The sequence below is a fragment of the Novosphingobium flavum genome, assembly GCF_014230315.1.
Lineage (GTDB): Bacteria > Pseudomonadota > Alphaproteobacteria > Sphingomonadales > Sphingomonadaceae > Novosphingobium > Novosphingobium flavum.
In genome coordinates, this window is record NZ_JACLAW010000010.1 from 74,135 (window position 1) to 90,150 (window position 16,016).

The 16,016-nt window shown below is 65.9% G+C and carries 18 protein-coding genes and 1 tRNA gene; 5 read left to right on the forward strand and 14 right to left on the reverse strand.

What is annotated here, in order from left to right; genetic code table 11:
* Positions 1–99: 99 nt before the first annotated feature.
* The 6 genes from H7F51_RS13475 to H7F51_RS13500 form a co-directional block, all read right to left on the reverse strand.
* Complete coding sequence (locus H7F51_RS13475; RefSeq protein WP_221774144.1) at positions 100–348, reverse strand: response regulator; 249 nt, start codon at positions 346–348, stop codon at positions 100–102.
* Complete coding sequence (locus H7F51_RS13480; RefSeq protein ID WP_185664833.1) at positions 338–481, reverse strand: hypothetical protein; 144 nt, start codon at positions 479–481, stop codon at positions 338–340. The genes H7F51_RS13475 and H7F51_RS13480 overlap by 11 nt, the downstream gene beginning before the upstream one ends.
* Positions 482–593: 112 nt before the next feature.
* On the reverse strand, positions 594–1,619 hold the full coding sequence (locus tag H7F51_RS13485; RefSeq protein WP_185664834.1) for a sensor histidine kinase: 1,026 nt from the start codon (positions 1,617–1,619) through the stop codon (positions 594–596).
* A gap of 226 nt (positions 1,620–1,845) precedes the next feature.
* Positions 1,846–1,983, reverse strand: coding sequence for a hypothetical protein (locus H7F51_RS18715; protein ID WP_246448402.1), 138 nt, complete (start codon positions 1,981–1,983; stop codon positions 1,846–1,848).
* A gap of 123 nt (positions 1,984–2,106) precedes the next feature.
* A tRNA-Met gene (locus H7F51_RS13495) sits at positions 2,107–2,183 on the reverse strand.
* A gap of 49 nt (positions 2,184–2,232) precedes the next feature.
* The gene (locus H7F51_RS13500) at positions 2,233–2,781 is read right to left on the reverse strand and encodes a 2'-5' RNA ligase family protein (protein WP_343061291.1); all 549 of its coding nucleotides are present in this window, start codon (positions 2,779–2,781) and stop codon (positions 2,233–2,235) included.
* 71 nt (positions 2,782–2,852) lie between these two features.
* Between H7F51_RS13500 and H7F51_RS13505 the strand changes: the two genes are divergently transcribed.
* Positions 2,853–3,263 carry a sugar transporter gene (locus H7F51_RS13505; RefSeq protein WP_185664836.1) on the forward strand — a complete coding sequence of 137 codons (411 nt, stop codon included), beginning with the start codon at positions 2,853–2,855 and terminating at the stop codon, positions 3,261–3,263.
* Here H7F51_RS13505 and mltG read toward each other — a convergent pair.
* From mltG to aspS, 5 genes are all read right to left on the reverse strand, one after another.
* Positions 3,260–4,222, reverse strand: coding sequence for an endolytic transglycosylase MltG (gene mltG / locus H7F51_RS13510; RefSeq protein WP_185664837.1), 963 nt, complete (start codon positions 4,220–4,222; stop codon positions 3,260–3,262). The genes H7F51_RS13505 and mltG overlap by 4 nt on opposite strands.
* Before the next feature lie 4 nt (positions 4,223–4,226).
* Entirely contained in the window at positions 4,227–5,483 is a 1,257-nt protein-coding gene (gene fabF / locus H7F51_RS13515) for a beta-ketoacyl-ACP synthase II (RefSeq protein WP_185664838.1), read from the reverse strand.
* A 199-nt stretch (positions 5,484–5,682) separates the two neighbouring features.
* Positions 5,683–5,919 (reverse strand): acyl carrier protein, encoded by a 237-nt coding sequence (locus H7F51_RS13520; RefSeq protein ID WP_185664839.1) that lies wholly within the window; start codon positions 5,917–5,919, stop codon positions 5,683–5,685.
* Between the two features lie 159 nt (positions 5,920–6,078).
* Positions 6,079–6,498: a VOC family protein gene (locus H7F51_RS13525; protein WP_185664840.1), complete on the reverse strand. Its 420-nt coding sequence runs from the start codon at positions 6,496–6,498 to the stop codon at positions 6,079–6,081.
* Positions 6,499–6,632: 134 nt separating this feature from the next.
* Positions 6,633–8,426, reverse strand: coding sequence for an aspartate--tRNA ligase (gene aspS / locus H7F51_RS13530; RefSeq protein WP_185664841.1), 1,794 nt, complete (start codon positions 8,424–8,426; stop codon positions 6,633–6,635).
* A 115-nt stretch (positions 8,427–8,541) separates the two neighbouring features.
* Between aspS and rnd the strand changes: the two genes are divergently transcribed.
* From rnd to H7F51_RS13545, 3 genes are read left to right on the forward strand one after another with little or no spacing between them, the layout of a single operon-like run.
* Positions 8,542–9,903 (forward strand): ribonuclease D, encoded by a 1,362-nt coding sequence (rnd, locus tag H7F51_RS13535; protein ID WP_185664842.1) that lies wholly within the window; start codon positions 8,542–8,544, stop codon positions 9,901–9,903.
* A complete protein-coding gene (locus H7F51_RS13540; RefSeq protein WP_185664843.1) occupies positions 9,900–10,814 on the forward strand; it encodes a hydrogen peroxide-inducible genes activator in 915 nt (304 codons plus the stop codon). The genes rnd and H7F51_RS13540 overlap by 4 nt, the downstream gene beginning before the upstream one ends.
* A 22-nt stretch (positions 10,815–10,836) precedes the next feature.
* Positions 10,837–11,526, forward strand: a complete 690-nt coding sequence (locus H7F51_RS13545; protein ID WP_185664844.1) for a hypothetical protein — start codon at positions 10,837–10,839, stop codon at positions 11,524–11,526.
* A gap of 35 nt (positions 11,527–11,561) precedes the next feature.
* Here H7F51_RS13545 and H7F51_RS13550 read toward each other — a convergent pair whose 3' ends face one another.
* The gene (locus tag H7F51_RS13550; RefSeq protein ID WP_185664845.1) at positions 11,562–13,343 is read right to left on the reverse strand and encodes a DEAD/DEAH box helicase; all 1,782 of its coding nucleotides are present in this window, start codon (positions 13,341–13,343) and stop codon (positions 11,562–11,564) included.
* A 169-nt stretch (positions 13,344–13,512) separates the two neighbouring features.
* Positions 13,513–14,106 (reverse strand): CDP-diacylglycerol--glycerol-3-phosphate 3-phosphatidyltransferase, encoded by a 594-nt coding sequence (gene pgsA, locus H7F51_RS13555; protein ID WP_185664846.1) that lies wholly within the window; start codon positions 14,104–14,106, stop codon positions 13,513–13,515.
* 165 nt (positions 14,107–14,271) lie between these two features.
* Here pgsA and H7F51_RS13560 point away from each other — a divergent pair, with 165 nt between their 5' ends.
* Complete coding sequence (locus H7F51_RS13560) at positions 14,272–15,579, forward strand: MFS transporter (protein ID WP_185664847.1); 1,308 nt, start codon at positions 14,272–14,274, stop codon at positions 15,577–15,579.
* An 11-nt stretch (positions 15,580–15,590) separates the two neighbouring features.
* On the opposite strand, the gene H7F51_RS13565 is transcribed toward H7F51_RS13560, so the two are convergent.
* The gene (locus H7F51_RS13565) at positions 15,591–15,911 is read right to left on the reverse strand and encodes a hypothetical protein (protein ID WP_185664848.1); all 321 of its coding nucleotides are present in this window, start codon (positions 15,909–15,911) and stop codon (positions 15,591–15,593) included.
* Positions 15,912–16,016: the final 105 nt, after the last annotated feature.

Genomic DNA, 16,016 nt, shown 5'->3' on the forward strand with positions numbered 1-16,016 from the left:
TCGCCTGACATAATCCATAATCTAATAAATCATTCGGATATTGACTAATGCACGATCGAAAAATTCGTGCCGCACCGCCCCCAAGGTTCGTCACCCCGTTTACCTGGTGCCTGCCCGCAGCAGGGAGGCAATGGCTTCGATCAGGCAAACCGGCGCGAAAGACTTCATCAGGCTATCGGCAACGCCCTGCGCCGGCCATTCGTGACTGCTCGCCCCGCTGACGTAGACCACAGGCAAGTTACCGACGCTGTTTCTTGCGAGGCGGGCAACATCCCAGCCGGTCATAGGGGAGCCGAGATTGATATCAGTGATCAGGCCGCTGATCTGGACCTGCGGATCACCCGGCATGAGTGCATGCCTGTTCGGCGCTGTCGGCGACGAGCAAGTCGAGACCACTACCCGCGAAGGCATCGAATACCATGGCCTGGATCAGGATTTCGTCCTGCACATAGAGCACGACAGGACACGGCGGCTGACCCATTTGGTCGGCTCTCGAATTCCGTCTCGGGGGCGCGAAGCGTCTGCAACTCGAACTACCTGTATCGCCCCAGTCGGGTGGTTGTTCCGGAAAGACCGGGGAATCAGCCGCTCAACTACAAATTGCAGGTTATCGCCACCTGAGTTCCGGGACCATTGTCGGAAATGGTCACCTTGGCCTGCAACTGCTTGGCAAGGGCGTTGACGATCCCGGTGCCAAGACCAGCCTTGGCTGGATCGAACCCCGCCACCAGCCCGACCCCGCTGTCGCTCACGGTCAGGCTCCAGCCGGTTGGGGCGGAGCGGTAGTCGACCTCGATCGTGCCCCCTCGCCCGTCTTCGGGGAAGGCGTGCTTCAGGCAATTGATGACAAGCTCGGTTACAATCAGGCCAAGGCTGACCGAAACGGCGCTGCTGGTCACCGTCGCATCGGTGTGCACGGTCAGCCGGATCGCCGCCGGATCGCCGATCATCGAAGCGCCGATGCTGCTGCACAAGTCGGTGAAATAGGGGCCGATGGCAACGTCGGTGGAGTCGCTGAGCGCAAGCTGGCGCTGCAGTGTGGCGACCGACATCACGCGGTTATGTGCATCACGCAGGTGCGTGCGGGTTTCCTCGGACTGCACACGACGCACGCTCTGCATCAGAACGCTGGCAATGATCTGGAGGCTGTTGGCGACACGGTGCTGCAGTTCGAGCCACAGCAGTTGCTTTTCCCTCACCAGATCGTCCTTGATCCGCTCGGCCTTGCGTGCCTCGGTAACGTCGCATACGGCCAGCGCGATATAGCGCTTTTCGCCGATAGGCAGATTGAGCAGGTGGGCGCTGAGTATAAGTTTCAGCGTCTCCTGTTTCTGTCGGACCAGGTCGATTTCGTATGATTCGATTGCCTCTCGACCGGCGACAACCGCATCCAGCAGCGAGCGTAACTGGGGGATGTTCCATTCACCATCGCCCAGTGCAAATATTGAGCGACCGATGGTGTGGCCAAGAGCAAGGGAAAAGGACCGGCAGAACGAACCGCTAGCGGCATGGATTTGTAGGTTCTCGTCCAGCAGGACCAGCGGAGTGGGTGAGGACATGACCAGCGCCATGCCAAGACTGCTGGTGGTATCGGGACGCAAAGGCGTGAGAAATTCCATGGCCGAAGCCTCAGAAGACCGGAGGCTCGCGCAGCGAAAGCCGTTTCCCGGGGAACCAGCGCCTACCTTCGGGCCGCCACCAGATCAGGGCCTTGCTTTAGCACGCCCGCGCTAGCGCCCCTAAACAAAATGAACGGTAGGGACAGTGCCGCCGGCCATCCTTAGCGCCGTTCGGCGCTTGCCAAAAGCTTGGCTGTATCAACGGCAGCTTTTGGCCTTGTCAGTGCTACAGCAGCCGTTTCGGACCGCCCAACCAATTGGTCGAAAGAATGCTGCCGATGTCGCGCGAAGCGTTATCCCGCGCGATGAAGCTGGCAATCGTCACAAGGTCTGCCTCCGCTGCGGGCGAAAACTCGAGGCGCATCACCTATTCTGCCGCGCTGCCGGCTATGCCCCGCGCTCAGCCTCGACGAAGGGCCGCGCGGGCGCGAAAGTTTACACTCGTCTGTAAACTCGCTCTGCGCGCCGTCGCTAAGTGCTTGATTTCTGGTAGCGGAGGAGGGACTCGAACCCCCGACACGCGGATTATGATTCCGCTGCTCTAACCGGCTGAGCTACTCCGCCCCGAAAGGGCTGCCCCCGCGGATTCGCTGGGCAGGCGCGGCCTCTAGCTTCACCGGCCCGCGCGGTCAACCATCTCTTTGCCCCTGAACGGGAAGATCCCGGCCGCTTCCCACGGACCGCCCAGGTAGAGGTGGAGACCGAGGCCGGTGAAGGTAAAGTCGCGGGCCGGAAAAGTGCCGGAAAGCTGCCGCTGGAGCGCCTTGGCCGCGGCGGGCTCGACCTTGTTCTGCACGGTGATGTGGAGGCGCGGCTCGTGCTGGTCCTGCACGGTGAGAGCGCCGTGGAAGTGCTCTGCAACCATGCTGCGAAGGCATAGCATCGCCGGGCTTTCCAGAGCCAGCGCCGTGCCGGTGCCGAGCGGCATCAGGGCGCCCGTCAGCCGGGCCGGAACCGGGGCATGGCGCGCGGCAATGGCCTTGAGCAGCGGCAGCAGTTCATCACGCAGCGAGGGCGCGAAGGCGTGGAACAGGGTGACATGGGCCTGCAGCTTGTTGCGCTCGGGCGGGAAGTGGGCGCGGCGCAGGCCGTCGGCCCAGGCGAAGAGGTCGCGCGGCAGTTCGGCCGTGACGATGAAGGGAGCCGGCCTGCTATCGGCCACCGGGCTGACCATTGCGCGATGTCATGGCCCGGTTCACTATCAGAGGCGGATGAATGGGGGAAAGACTATCCATGACCCGCTTTCGCATGATCAGCCTGGCATTTCTGGTGTGGAACCTGACCGGCGACGGCGCCTACCTCGCCCAGTCCAGCGCCGATCTGGATGCCCTCGCCCGGACCGATCCGATCACGGCCGATGCCTTTCGCGCCATGCCGTGGTGGGCGTGGAGCGCCTATGCCGCGGCGGTGTGGGGCGGGACGGCGGCGGCGATTGCCCTGCTGATGCGCCGCCGGCTGGCGGTGCCGCTGTTTGCGCTGGCGCTGGTGGCGGTCGTGATCCAGTTCGGCTGGACCTTCCTCGGCTATGGCCTGATCGCGAAGAAAGGAATCGGCACCGTGGCCTTTCCGCTGGTGATCGCGGTGATCGGCCTTGCCGAACTGGCCTATGCCCGCGCCCGCCGCGCGGACGGGACGCTGCGCTAGATCTCGCCCCGCGCGCGGCGGATGGCGAACCACTTGGCGACGTTGCGGTTGTGCTCGTCCAACGTGCCCGCGAAGGCGTGGCCGCCGGTACCGTCTGCCACCATGTAGAGCGCGTCGGTCTCGGCCGGGTTCAGCACGGCCTCGATCGAGGCGCGGCCCGGATTGGTGATCGGGCCCTTGGGCAGGCCAACCATCGAATAGGTGTTGTAGTCGTTCACCGCGGCGATCTCGGACTGGCGGATGCGGCGGCCGAGCGGCTTGCCCTTGGTGATCGGGTAGATGATCGTCGGATCGGCCTGAAGCATCATGCCCTTGCGCAGGCGGTTGGAATAGAGCCCCGCGACCATCGCCCGCTCTGACGGCTTGCCGGTTTCCTTTTCGACGATCGAGGCGAGGACGAGCGCTTCCTCCGGCGTTTTCGCCACGGTGCGGGGCGAGCGTTTGGCCCAGAGTTCCTTGAGCGTGCGCTGCATCGCCGCCTGCATCTGCAGGATCACGGCGCCGCGCGGCTCACCGATCGAGATTTCATAGGTGTCGGGCAGGACCGAGCCTTCTTCCGGCGCGGAAATGGTGCCGGTCAGGTCGCCTTGGGCCGCGAGCCGTTCCATGACCATGATCGAGGGCATGCCTTCGGGCACGGTGACGAAGCGGCGGATCACCTTCCCGCCCTGAAGGATGTCGAGCAGGGTGGACTGGCTGGCGCCCCCCGGCAGCAGGAACGACCCGGCCTTGATCGGCGCGCCGCCGCCGAAGATGCGGGCGCGCAGGCGGAAGGTCTGCGCCGAGGTTACAGCCCCCTTCTCCGCCAGCCGGTCGGCCACGGCGGCGAGGCTCGAGCCGCCGGGCACGATCAGTTCGGCGTCCTTGCCCAGCGGGCCGGGGGCGTACCAGCCGCCCACCAGCCACACCAGCGCGAGCGCCGCCGCGGCGAGCGCGATCAGCTTGCCGCGACGAAACACCGGATCAGATCTTCTTCACCACCACGCTGGCATTGGTGCCGCCAAAGCCGAACGAATTGTTCAGCGCGGCGCGCACTTCGCGCTTCTTGGCCGTGTGCGGCACGAGATCGACGCCCTCGGTACCCTCATCCGGATTGTCGAGGTTGAGGGTGGGCGGCACGATCTGGTCGCGGATGGCGAGAATGCAGAAGATCGTCTCCACCGCGCCGGCGCCGCCGAGCAGGTGGCCGATGGCGCTCTTGGTCGAGCTCATCGAGGCGCCGCCGAGATCATCGCCCAGCACGCGCTTGACCGCGGCCAGTTCGATGGTGTCGGCCATGGTCGAAGTGCCGTGGGCGTTGACATAGTCAATGTCGCCCGGCCCCATGCCCGCCTTCCTGAGCGCCATGCGCATGGAATTTTCCGCGCCCGCGCCGTCCGGATGCGGGGCGGTGACGTGATAGGCGTCGCCCGACAGGCCATAGCCCACCACTTCGGCGTAGATCTTCGCGCCGCGCGCCTTGGCGTGTTCGTATTCCTCAAGCACCACGATGCCCGCGCCCTCGCCCATGACGAAGCCGTCACGGTCCTTGTCGTAAGGGCGGCTGGCCTGCTCGGGCCGGTCGTTGAAGCTGCAGTTGAGCGCGCGGGCCTGGGCGAAGCCGGCGATCCCGATCGGGCAGACCGTGCCTTCGGCGCCGCCCGCCAGCATGATGTCGGCATCGTCGTCGCGGATCATCCGCGCGGCATCGCCGATCGAGTGGGCGCCGGTGGAGCAGGCGGTGACGACCGCGTGGTTCGGACCCATCAGGCCGTACTTGATCGAGACCTGACCCGAGATCAGGTTGATCAGGCGGCCGTGGACGAAGTGCGGCGAAACGCGGCCCGGGCCCTTTTCGGCAAGGATAAGCGATTCGCTTTCGATCCCCGGCAGGCCGCCGATGCCCGAACCGATCGAGCAGCCGGCCCGCAGGCGCATCGCGTCGTCCATGTCGGTGAGGCCCGCATCCTCGATCGCCTGACCCGCGGCATCGATGCCGTAGATGATGAAGGGATCGACCTGGCGCTGGACCTTGTGATCGACGCGCTTGTTCGGATCGAAGCCATATTCATGGTCAGCCGGCTTCACCTCGCAGGCGATCTTGCACTTCTGATCGCTGGCGTCGAACTTGGTGATCGGCCCCGCGCCGGACTTTCCAGCGATAAGGTTGGCCCAGACGGTTTCGACATCGGCCCCCAGCGGGGTGACAAGGCCAAGGCCGGTTACGACGACACGACGCATGCGATTGCTCCGGTTATTCTTGTTCGTTCCCGTAAACGCCCTGTGGAAAATGGCAATCCGCCGTGAAATGACAAGCGGTCCGACCGGATCGGCAGCAGATGGGCCCGGAAAGACAACAGGCCCAACCCGTTAAGGGCTGAGCCTGTCCGAACCCGGTCCGCTGCCAAGGCTGGCAGGTGTGAACGGGATATGGGGCCGATCAGCCCTTGTTGTCGTTGATGTACTTGATCGCGTCGGAGACGGTGCTGATCTTCTCGGCAGCATCGTCCGGGATCTCGACGCCGAACTCTTCCTCGAAGGCCATCACGAGCTCGACGATGTCGAGGCTGTCAGCGCCCAGATCGTCGATGAAGCTGGCATCTTCGGTGACCTTGTCAGCCTCGACGCCGAGGTGCTCGACCACAATCTTCTTAACCCGGTCGGCGGTGTCGCTCATGGATAGTCCTCTCGTGAACGGGAGATGAAAAACTCGGGTGTCGCCCTAATGCGCGGTTTGCCGCATGGCAAGAGGATCGCGGCCAAAAGCGCGGAGGGCTGGGGAAATTGCGTTGCCCCGCGCGGCGGCGCCCCTTGCCGGGCCACCCGGCGGCATGGCTCACACGCCGAAGGTGACTCGCCCTTCGGCGTCGACCTTCCACGCGGGATTCCAAGCGATTTCCCAGGCATGGCCATCGGGATCGGCGACATAGCCGCGCCAGCCGCCATGGGGCGGCGCATCGGCCGGGCGCAGGACATGGCCGCCATGCGCCGAGAGGTGGGCCAGCAGGGCATCGACCTCGTCCCGCCCCCCGACGTTGTGCGCGAGGGCGAAACCGCTGGAAGCGCCGTCCTCGCGCCTCAGATCTGCATTGAAGGGCGCCCCGAGCCAGAGGCCGAGGACGAAACCGTTCATCTGGTAGAACAAGACCTCGTCGTTCTCGAAGACCGGCACCCAGCCGAAGCCTTCGCCGTAGAACCGGCGCGAGCGGGCGAGGTCGGCGACCGACAGGGTGATGAGAGAGACGTGCTGGGCCATGGCGGGAGAATGCACGAAAGGCGGGGCGGTGCCAGTGCGATCAGCACCGGCTGCCCCTCCACCACGACGCCTGGGCCGCCGTGGTCCCCCTCCCCGTTTGCACTGCGTGAAAACGGGGAGGATCTTTTGTGGGGTCAGGCCTTGGGCGGTTCGACCACGCGCAGGTGGAGTTCGCGCATCTGGCGGGGTTCGGGCAGGCTGGGGGCGCCCATCAGCAGGTCTTCGGCGCGCTGGTTCATCGGGAACAGCGTGATTTCGCGCAGGTTCTGCGCGCCGCAGATCAGCATGACGATGCGGTCCACGCCCGCGGCCATGCCGCCGTGCGGCGGGGCCCCGTACTGGAAGGCGCGGTAGAGGCCGCCGAAGCGCTCCTCGACGTCTTCCTTGGTGAGACCGACCAGTTCGAAGGCCTTGACCATCGTTTCCGGGCTCTGGTTGCGGATCGAGCCCGAGGCGATCTCGAAGCCGTTGCAGACGAGATCGTATTGGAAGGCGTTGATCGTCAGCGGGTCCTGATGGGTCAGGGCCTCCATCCCGCCCTGCGGCATCGAGAAGGGGTTGTGGCTGAATTCGACCTTCTTGTTGTCCTCGTCCCACTCGTAGAACGGGAAATCGACGATCCAGCACAGCTTGAAGCAGTCCTGCTCGATCAAGCCGAGCTGTTCGCCGACGCGGGTGCGGGCGAGACCGGCGAGCTTGGCCGCCTGGTCTGCCTTGCCGGCGGCGAAGAACAGGCCGTCGTCAGCCCCGAGGCCAAGCTCGGCATAGAGCTTTTCCATGCCTTCGGTGCCGTGGTTCTTCGCGATCGGGCCGCCGAATTCGCCGCCCTTGCGGGTGACGTAGCCGAGCCCGGCATAGCCTTCGGCGCGGGCCCAGTCGTTCATCTCGTCGAAGAACTTGCGGCTCTTTTCCGCCGTGTTCGGCGCCGGGATGGCGCGGACCACGCCGCCCGAGCCGACGATCTTCTCGAACAGGCCGAAGCCGGAGGTCGTGAAGTGGGCGCCGACGTCGGAAATGAGCAGCGGATTGCGCAGGTCGGGCTTGTCCGAGCCGTACTTGAGGATCGATTCGGCATAGGGGATGCGCGGGAACTGCCCGGTCGGGGTCACCGAGCGGCCTTCGGCGAAGGCCTCGAACACGCCGCCGATCACCGGCTCCATCGTTTCCCAGACCTCTTCCTGGGTGACGAAGCTCATCTCGAGGTCGAGCTGGTAGAACTCGCCCGGCAGGCGGTCCGCCCGCGGGTCCTCGTCGCGGAAGCAGGGGGCGATCTGGAAGTAGCGGTCGAAACCGGCGACCATCAGCAGCTGCTTGTACTGCTGCGGGGCCTGCGGCAGCGCGTAGAACTTGCCGGGGTGGATGCGGCTCGGCACGAGGAAGTCGCGCGCGCCTTCGGGCGAGGAGGCGGTGAGGATCGGGGTCGAATATTCGGTGAAGCCGGCCGCTTCCATGCGGCGGCGCATGTCCGAGATGACCTTGGTGCGGCGCACGATGTTGGCGTGCAGCGTCTCGCGGCGCAGGTCGAGGAAGCGGTAGCGCAGGCGGATATCCTCGGGATATTCCTGCTCGCCAGCCACCGGCATCGGCAGTTCCTCGGCGCGGGAGAGCACCGTGGCCTCGCGGGCGTAAACCTCGATCGCGCCGGTCGGCAGGTTGGCGTTGACCGTGGCCGCGCTGCGCGCCTTGACCAAGCCGTCGATCGTGACGACGCTTTCGACGCGCAGCCCTTCGAGCAGCGGCAGGGCCGCGCTGTCAGCGTCGGCCACGATCTGGGTGATGCCGTAATGGTCGCGCAGGTCGACGAACAGGACGCCGCCGTGATCGCGCTTGCGGTGCACCCAGCCCGACAGCTTCACAGTCTCGCCGACGTTCGCGCTGGAAAGGCCGGCGCAGGTGTGTGAACGATAGGGATGCGCGGGCGAATGCATGACAACTCTTTCCTTTCGGCCCGCGATCGGGCACGGGGCAATTTGGGCGGCTAACAGGCGATGGCTGTCTATTTGTCAAGCCGCGGGCCCGCACGGGCCCATACAGAAGTGAACGATGAAAATACATCCTCTGATCACGACCACCGAAGCCCTCGCCGAGCTGTGCGAAAGGCTGACCAAGGCCGACTTCATCTGTGTCGACACCGAGTTCATGCGTGAGAACACGTACTGGCCGGAGCTGTGCCTGATCCAGATCGCCGATGTAAACGAGGCTGCGGCCGTCGATCCGATGGCGCCGGGCATCGACCTTACCCCGCTGCTCGACCTGCTGGTCGACAACGAGGAGGTGCTCAAGGTGTTCCATGCCGGCGGGCAGGACGTGGAAATCGTCTACAACCTGACCGGCAAGACGCCGCACCCGATCTTCGACACCCAGATCGCGATGATGGCGATCAGCCAGTCGGAACAGATCGGCTATTCCAACCTCGTCGAATCGTGGCTCGGCATCGCGGTCGACAAGGGCGCGCGGTTTACCGACTGGTCGCGCCGGCCGCTCGACGCGCGCCAGCTCGAATATGCGATCGGCGACGTCACGCACCTCGCCAAGATCTTTCCCCGCATGCTCAAGCGCCTGATCAAGACCGGGCGCGGCGAATGGCTCGATGCGGAAATGGAAAAGCTCGCCGATCCGGAGAACTACCGCAACGACCCGGGTGCGGCGTGGGAGCGCATCCGCGCCGCCGGGCGCAATCCCGCCATGCTCGGCCGCCTGCGCGCGATCGCGGCCTGGCGCGAATACGAGGCGCAGGACAAGAACATTCCGCGCGGCCGCATCGCCCGCGATGAAACGCTGGCCGACATCGCCAGCCACCCGCCCAAGCAGCAGGGCGACCTTGCCAAGGTGCGCGGGCTTTCGGCCGGGTGGAAGGATAACGAGATCGGCAAGCGCCTGATGAATACGCTCGCCAATGCCAAGCCCCTGACCGAGGACGAGATGCCCGCGCGCACCCCGCGCGGCGCCCCGCTGGGCAAGGAAGGAGCGCTGGTGGCCGACCTGCTCAAGCTGCTGCTCAAGATCCGGGCCCGCGAGATCGACGTGGCCGCAAGGCTGCTCGCCCGGTCGGACGACCTCGAACTGCTGGCCGCCGGGGTGCGCAAGAACCTGCCGCTGCTGGAAGGCTGGCGCTTCGAGCAATTCGGCCGCGACGCGCTGGAGCTGGTGGAGGGAAAGCTCGCCTTCGCCGTGCTGGGCGGCAGGCTGAAGATGACTCACATCGACGAGATCCACGGGGAAATGGGCGCCCGGGCCGACGCCGCCGCCGCCGAGGGCATTGATGAGCATCGCGGGCCGGACATCGCCATCTCGGTCGATGGCGAGCTGGTGGATGAGGCCCTGGCGGACGAAGCTTTGCTGGACGAAGGCGCTCCGGCAGCCGAAGCGGCCGGTGATGGGACCGAGGATCAGGCGGCCGAATGACCGTCTACCACCCCACGCTCAAGCAGCTGCAATATCTCGTCGCGCTGCACGAGCATGGGCATTTCGGGCGCGCCGCCGAGGCCAGCTTCGTTTCGCAGTCGACCCTCTCGGCCGGGCTGCGCGACCTTGAGACGCTGCTGGGCGTGGTGCTGGTCGAGCGGACCAAGCGAGCGGTGCGCTTTACCCCGCTGGGCAATGCCGTGGTCGCCAAGGCGCACCGCATCCTGCGCGAGGCCGAGGAACTGTCGGACCTCGTCCAGTCGAGCGGACAGCCGCTGACCGGGGAGATGCGGATGAGCGTGATCCCGACGATCGCGCCGTTCCTGCTGCCCCGGATGCTGCCGCGCCTGCGCCGCGAGCGGCCGAGCCTGAAACTCTACCTGCGCGAGGAAACCAGCGCGGCGGCGATCGAATCGCTGCACCACGGCCGGGCCGACTGCGTGCTGCTCGCCCTGCCCTACCCCACGGGAGAGGTGGAAAAGGAGACGATCGAGCTGGACGCGCTCTATGTCGCCTTTCCCAAGGACTCTTTTTCAGAAAAGCTTTGGCCGCGCGATCCGCCGGCGGAGGTCTCGCCCGACCTGATCGACGAGAACCGCCTGCTGCTGCTGGAAGACGGGCATTGCCTGCGCGAACATGCGCTGGCCGCCTGCAACCGCCCGGAACTGCGCGCCTCGGCAACGATGATCGGCACCAGCCTGCACACACTGGTGCAGATGGTCGACAATGGGCTGGGGCTGACCATGCTGCCGGAAATGGCGGTCGACGCCGGGATCCTCAACGGCACCGACGTGATCGCGCGGCCCTTGAAGTCGGACACGGCCAACCGCGAGATCGCGCTGGTCTGGCGCAAGAATTCGCCCCGGTCGGACGAGTTCAAGCTGCTGGCGGAAGAACTCAGGGCAGGCTGATCCACTCAATCAGTGAGCAAGTATGAAAGCCGCCCGATCACAAACAAATGCCTCCTTTTGGGTGCTGCTCGCGGCCCAAGTTGGAGTGAGTTTGTGGCCCGGGTCACCGAACTGGCTGGTCTTGTTTTTTTGCGCCCTGTCGGCAAGCGCGACGGCAGCCTTCATATGGTTATCGCGCCGCGCTCCAAGAGCGGTCGCCCCGAAGGAAGGCAACGACGCCTTTTTCATTTACGTATTGTTTGGACCACTTGCCTTGGCGTTGCGGGCAACGTTGCGTTTCGAAACAATCGACTGGGAAGTTCCCCTAGCTGTCTCGGTCATTGCCAGCCTACCAATTTCTTACTTGATATTTAAATTCGTTGGTCGGCCCAGAAACCACATGGTCACGACAATACTGTTCAGCATCCCTTTCTGCTTTATGGGCCCCGCCCCTTTGATCTGGTCGACAATGCATTTCACCAATGCCCTTGGGGTCGACCACCCAGATGTTATTTACCGCAGAGTGGTCACCGAACGTCACAAGCAAAGGACCAGCAAATCAGTCACTTATTCCGTAACGGTTGACCATCCCCTGGACTTAAGCGGGAGCACCCATTTCCGGATGGGCCCACAAGCATATGAGGCCATCGGGGTAGGCGACATCGCCTGCATAGAAGTGTTTTCAGGCCTGCTCCACATACGGTGGTATCACGCGGAACATTGCCCCGCGTGATAGCCGCAAGCGCGGCGCCCGTTTTTGTGAGGCCGTCAGCGCGGTGCGCGCGGGCCCTTTTTCGGATGATTGGCGTGGTAAGCACCGCGCGGCTTGCCTTCGCCGCGGGGGCCGTCCGGGCGCGGGCCCTTGCGGTGGGGCTGGGGCGGTGGGCCGCGGCGTTCGCGGGGGCCGTCGGAGTTCGAACGGTCGCGCCGATTCTCGCGGGCCATTTCGCGCGGGGCTTCGGCCGACTGCTCGATGCGGATGCCGCTTTCGTCCTCGGCATCGGGGTTCGAGGTGCGCTTGACCGCGTCGGCGAACTTGCGGGCAACGGCGTTGGGAACCTGGAAATAGGTCTCGTTCTGGCCGATGCGGATCGCGCCGATCTCGTTGCGGGTGATGTGGCCGCGGCGGCAGAGCAGCGGCAGGAGCCAGCGCGGATCGGCGTTCTGACGGCGGCCGATGTCCATGCGGAACCAGGCGACGTCGTCGAACCCTTCGCGCTTGACGGGGCCGCGCGGCTCGTCCTGCTCGGCCATGTCTTCCGGCTCGGGCAGCTTGGCGCGGTGGGCCTGGACGAGCGACAGGGCGATCTGCTCGGGCGAACGCTCGGCCAGCAGGCGCTGAACGAGATCGAGATCGCCCTCCCCGGCCTCGACCGGCTGAAGCAGGGCGGTGAGCATGCGCTCATTGTCCTGAGCGCGAATCGCCTCGGCGCTGGGCACCGGAACCCACTGGGCCTGGACCTGCGCCGAGCGCAGCATCATCTCGACCCGGCGGCGGCGCTGGTACGGCACGATCAGGACGGCCGTGCCCTTGCGCCCGGCGCGCCCGGTGCGGCCCGAGCGGTGCTGTAGCACCTCGGCATCGCGCGGCACCTCGACGTGGACGACGAGGCTGAGCGAGGGAATGTCGATCCCGCGCGCTGCGACGTCGGTGGCCACGCAGACCCGTGCCCGGCCGTCGCGGAGGGCCTGGAGGGCCTGGTTGCGCTCGTTCTGACTGTGCTCGCCCGAGAGGGCCACGGCAGCGAAGCCGCGCTCGACCAGGGTGGCGTGGAGGTGACGGACATTGTCGCGCGTGGCGCAGAACAGGATCGCCGTTTCCGCTTCGTGGAAGCGCAGCAGGTTGACCACGGCATGCTCGATCTCGGACGGCGAGACGGCGAGCGCCTGATAGGAAATATCGCCGTGGCCGCGTTCTTCGCTCACGGTCGAGATGCGCAGGGCGTCACGCTGGTAGCGCTTGGCCAGGGCCGCGATCGGCTTGGGCATGGTGGCCGAGAACAGCAGCGAGCGGCGGCCTTCCGGCGTGGCGTCGAGGATTTCCTCGAGATCCTCGCGGAAGCCCATGTCGAGCATCTCGTCCGCCTCGTCGAGCACGGCGAAGCGCAGGGCGGCAAGGTCGAGCGCGCCGCGCTCGAGATGATCGCGCAGGCGGCCCGGGGTGCCGACGACGATGTGGGCACCCTGATAGAGCGCGCGCCGTTCGACCGAGGGGTTCATCCCGCCGACGCAGGTGGTGATCCGGGCCCCGGCTTCGGCGAAGAGCCAGGTCAGCTCCTGGCTGACCTGCAGCGCCAATTCGCGCGTGGGGGCGATGACGAGGGCGAGCGGCGCGCCCGGCTGGCCGAGCTTGTCAGCCCCTCCGAGCAGGTCCTCGGCCATGGCGAGGCCGAAGGCGATGGTCTTGCCCGACCCGGTCTGGGCGGAAACCAGCAGGTCGCGCCCGCGCGCCTGCTCTTCCAGCACGGCGGCCTGGACGGGGGTGGGCGCGGAATAGCCGCGTTGTTCGAGCGCACCGGCAAGGGCACGCGGCAGGGAAGTAAAGGGCATGCGACTCTATCTTGGCAAGGCCTGCGCGAAACGGTTCCGCGCGGGGAAATGGCAGAAATCCGGCCTGAAGTCCGGAAAAGGCGGGCGTATACACACCCGCGAACCGGCCGCCCCTAGCAGAGCCGGCGGCAAAGCGCCATGCTGCAAAGCAAAAGAGCGGCGCGCGCCCTCAATCCATGTGCTTGAGGCCGACCCTCAGATAGTCCCAGCCGGTGATCACGGTCAGCGCGGCGGCGGCCCACAGCGTGGTGAGGCCCACCGTGTGCGGCAGGTTCACGGTCAGCCCCAGCAGGGTGACGTTCCACCACGGCGCGCCCTTGCCGAGGATCAGGGCGCCGAGGCAGATGATCTGGAAAGTGGTCTTCCACTTGGCCAGCTTCGACACCGGGACCGAGACCTGGATCCCGCCGAGAAATTCGCGCAGGCCCGAAACCGCGATCTCGCGCAGCAGGATCACGAGGCCGGCGATCACGTGCATGTCGCCCACATAGGGCCCGCGCAGGACGCCTTGCGCCGCGAGGACGAGGATCACGGCGGCGACCATGATCTTGTCCGCGATCGGATCGAGGAAAATGCCGAGCCGGGAGACCGCTCCCTGGGCGCGGGCAAGGTACCCGTCGAAATAGTCGGTGACGCCCATCAGGCTGTAGACCGCGAAAGCGGCGAGATAGCCCGCCTCCCAGCCCGGCCACCACAGCAGGAACACCAGCACCGGCACCGTGACGATGCGCGACAGGGTGAGGATGTTGGGCAGGGTCAGCATGTCTGGTCCGTCGCTAGCCGTTTGCCCCCCGCCCTGTCGAGCCTTGCGTACGATGTTACCGGCCACGGTATCGGGCAAGTCACGGCCGCGTCACGCAAAAGACTTGTTCCGGGAGCATTCGCCGCTAGGGTCCCGCGCCGGGGCAGGCTGCCGATACAGGAATACATGACGACTTCGACTCACCTGTTGCACAGGCGGCGCTTCCTGCCGCTGTTCGTCACCCAGCTGCTCGGCGCTTTCAACGACAACCTGTTCAAGAACGCCATGGTGCTGCACGTGGTGTACAGCCTGTACAATTCCGAGAGCGCGGAAGCCGCGTTCAGCGGAATCGCCTCGGCCCTGTTCATCATTCCCTTCGTGCTGCTCTCGGCCCTGTCGGGCCAGTTGGCCGACATGCGCGACAAGGCCCGGATCATCCGGCTGGTCAAGCTGGCCGAAATCCCGATCATGATCACCGGCGGGGCGGGTCTGATCCTGGCCTGGCGCGGGCTGGCGGTGGAAGAGGCGGCGATCCCGCTGATGCTGGCGGCGCTGTTCGCGATGGGAGTCCATTCCACCTTCTTCGGCCCGATCAAGTACGCGATCCTGCCGCAGCACCTGCGCGAGGACGAAGTGCTGGCCGGGACCGGGCTGGTCGAGGCCGGGACCTATGTGGCGATCCTTGCCGGCACGATCCTGGCAGGCTGGATTCCCGTGCAATGGGCGGCCGTCGGCGTCGTGGTGACCGCGCTGCTGGGCTATGCCGCCGGCCGATTCGTGCCCCCGGCCCCGCCCCAGGCCGCGCAGCAGCCGCTCGACTATCATTTCGTGCGCGCCTCGATCACCCTCGTGCGCAATACGATGCACGACCGGCGGGTGTTCCTCGCGATCCTGTCGATCAGCTTCTTCTGGTCGGTCGGGACGATCCTGTTCATCCAGTTCCCGCCGCTCGCCAAGAACGTGCTCTCCGCCAGCAAGGAAGTGTCCAGCCTGTTCCTGGTGATGTTCTCGGTCGGGGTGGCGCTCGGCTCGATGTCGATCAATGCCCTGCTCAAGGGCAGGGTTTCCGCCCGCTATGCGCCGCCGGCCGTGTTGGCGATGGGGCTGTTCGTGATCGCGTTCTGGTTCCTCTGCACGCGCTGGGGCACACCGGCACCGGGCCGCCAACTGATGGACGTGGGCACGTTCCTCGCCCAGCCGCTGGCGATCCCGCTGCTGCTCTCGCTGCTCGGCATCGCCGTGGCGGGGGGCATGTTCGTCGTGCCGCTCTATGCCTTCCTCACCACTTTCGTCGACAAGTCGCAGACCGCGCGGACCATCGCGGCCAACAACATCGTCAATTCAGGGGCGATGGTCGGCGGCGCGCTGGTGGCGATGGGGCTGAGCGCGCTGGGGGTGGCGATCGTCAGCCAGCTGCTGCTGAGTGCGGCGCTCTGCGTGATCTCGGCGCTGCTGGGGCGGATGCTGCACTGCTGCGAGTGCCGCCGGCGCTGAGCGCCAAGCTGCTAGCTCAGCCAGGCCGAGGCGGCGATGAAGCAGGCGGTATAGGCCAGCAGGAAATCGCGCAGGTCCTGCGCGGTGAATGGGAGGCGGCGGCGGACCGTGGGTGCCTGAGCCTCGGCCTCCAGCGCGGCTCTTTCCTCAGCCTTAGCCTCGGCGGCGGCCATCCGCGCCTGCACTTCCGGCTCGTAGCGCGGCAGGCGGCGCAGCACCCGCTGCGGCAGGGCGGCGCGGAACGGGTGATTGGCGGTGCCGAAGGTCAGGGTGGTCATGGTGAGGAAATTAACAAATCCTTCACCTTGTTCCAGAGCCCGCCGCGCGCGCATTTCAGCCCATCCCGTTTCGGAACAGGATTCCCGCAAGCCTTTCCGTCCGGGGTGCGCCTGCGGCCCAAAATGCAATCGCCGGAAGGGTCAGCCCCTCCCGGCGAT

What these genes read in the sequence shown, in the direction of transcription:
- H7F51_RS13475 (WP_221774144.1), bottom strand. Translation starts at nt 348, where the DNA reads ATGCCGGGTGATCCGCAGGTCCAGATCAGCGGCCTGATCACTGATATC.
- H7F51_RS13480 (WP_185664833.1), bottom strand. Translation starts at nt 481, where the DNA reads ATGGGTCAGCCGCCGTGTCCTGTCGTGCTCTATGTGCAGGACGAAATC.
- H7F51_RS13485 (WP_185664834.1), bottom strand. Translation starts at nt 1,619, where the DNA reads ATGGAATTTCTCACGCCTTTGCGTCCCGATACCACCAGCAGTCTTGGC.
- H7F51_RS18715 (WP_246448402.1), bottom strand. Translation starts at nt 1,983, where the DNA reads ATGCGCCTCGAGTTTTCGCCCGCAGCGGAGGCAGACCTTGTGACGATT.
- H7F51_RS13505 (WP_185664836.1), top strand. Translation starts at nt 2,853, where the DNA reads ATGACCCGCTTTCGCATGATCAGCCTGGCATTTCTGGTGTGGAACCTG.
- fabF (WP_185664838.1), bottom strand. Translation starts at nt 5,483, where the DNA reads ATGCGTCGTGTCGTCGTAACCGGCCTTGGCCTTGTCACCCCGCTGGGG.
- H7F51_RS13520 (WP_185664839.1), bottom strand. Translation starts at nt 5,919, where the DNA reads ATGAGCGACACCGCCGACCGGGTTAAGAAGATTGTGGTCGAGCACCTC.
- H7F51_RS13525 (WP_185664840.1), bottom strand. Translation starts at nt 6,498, where the DNA reads ATGGCCCAGCACGTCTCTCTCATCACCCTGTCGGTCGCCGACCTCGCC.
- aspS (WP_185664841.1), bottom strand. Translation starts at nt 8,426, where the DNA reads ATGCATTCGCCCGCGCATCCCTATCGTTCACACACCTGCGCCGGCCTT.
- rnd (WP_185664842.1), top strand. Translation starts at nt 8,542, where the DNA reads ATGAAAATACATCCTCTGATCACGACCACCGAAGCCCTCGCCGAGCTG.
- H7F51_RS13540 (WP_185664843.1), top strand. Translation starts at nt 9,900, where the DNA reads ATGACCGTCTACCACCCCACGCTCAAGCAGCTGCAATATCTCGTCGCG.
- H7F51_RS13545 (WP_185664844.1), top strand. Translation starts at nt 10,837, where the DNA reads ATGAAAGCCGCCCGATCACAAACAAATGCCTCCTTTTGGGTGCTGCTC.
- H7F51_RS13550 (WP_185664845.1), bottom strand. Translation starts at nt 13,343, where the DNA reads ATGCCCTTTACTTCCCTGCCGCGTGCCCTTGCCGGTGCGCTCGAACAA.
- pgsA (WP_185664846.1), bottom strand. Translation starts at nt 14,106, where the DNA reads ATGCTGACCCTGCCCAACATCCTCACCCTGTCGCGCATCGTCACGGTG.
- H7F51_RS13560 (WP_185664847.1), top strand. Translation starts at nt 14,272, where the DNA reads ATGACGACTTCGACTCACCTGTTGCACAGGCGGCGCTTCCTGCCGCTG.
- H7F51_RS13565 (WP_185664848.1), bottom strand. Translation starts at nt 15,911, where the DNA reads ATGCGCGCGCGGCGGGCTCTGGAACAAGGTGAAGGATTTGTTAATTTC.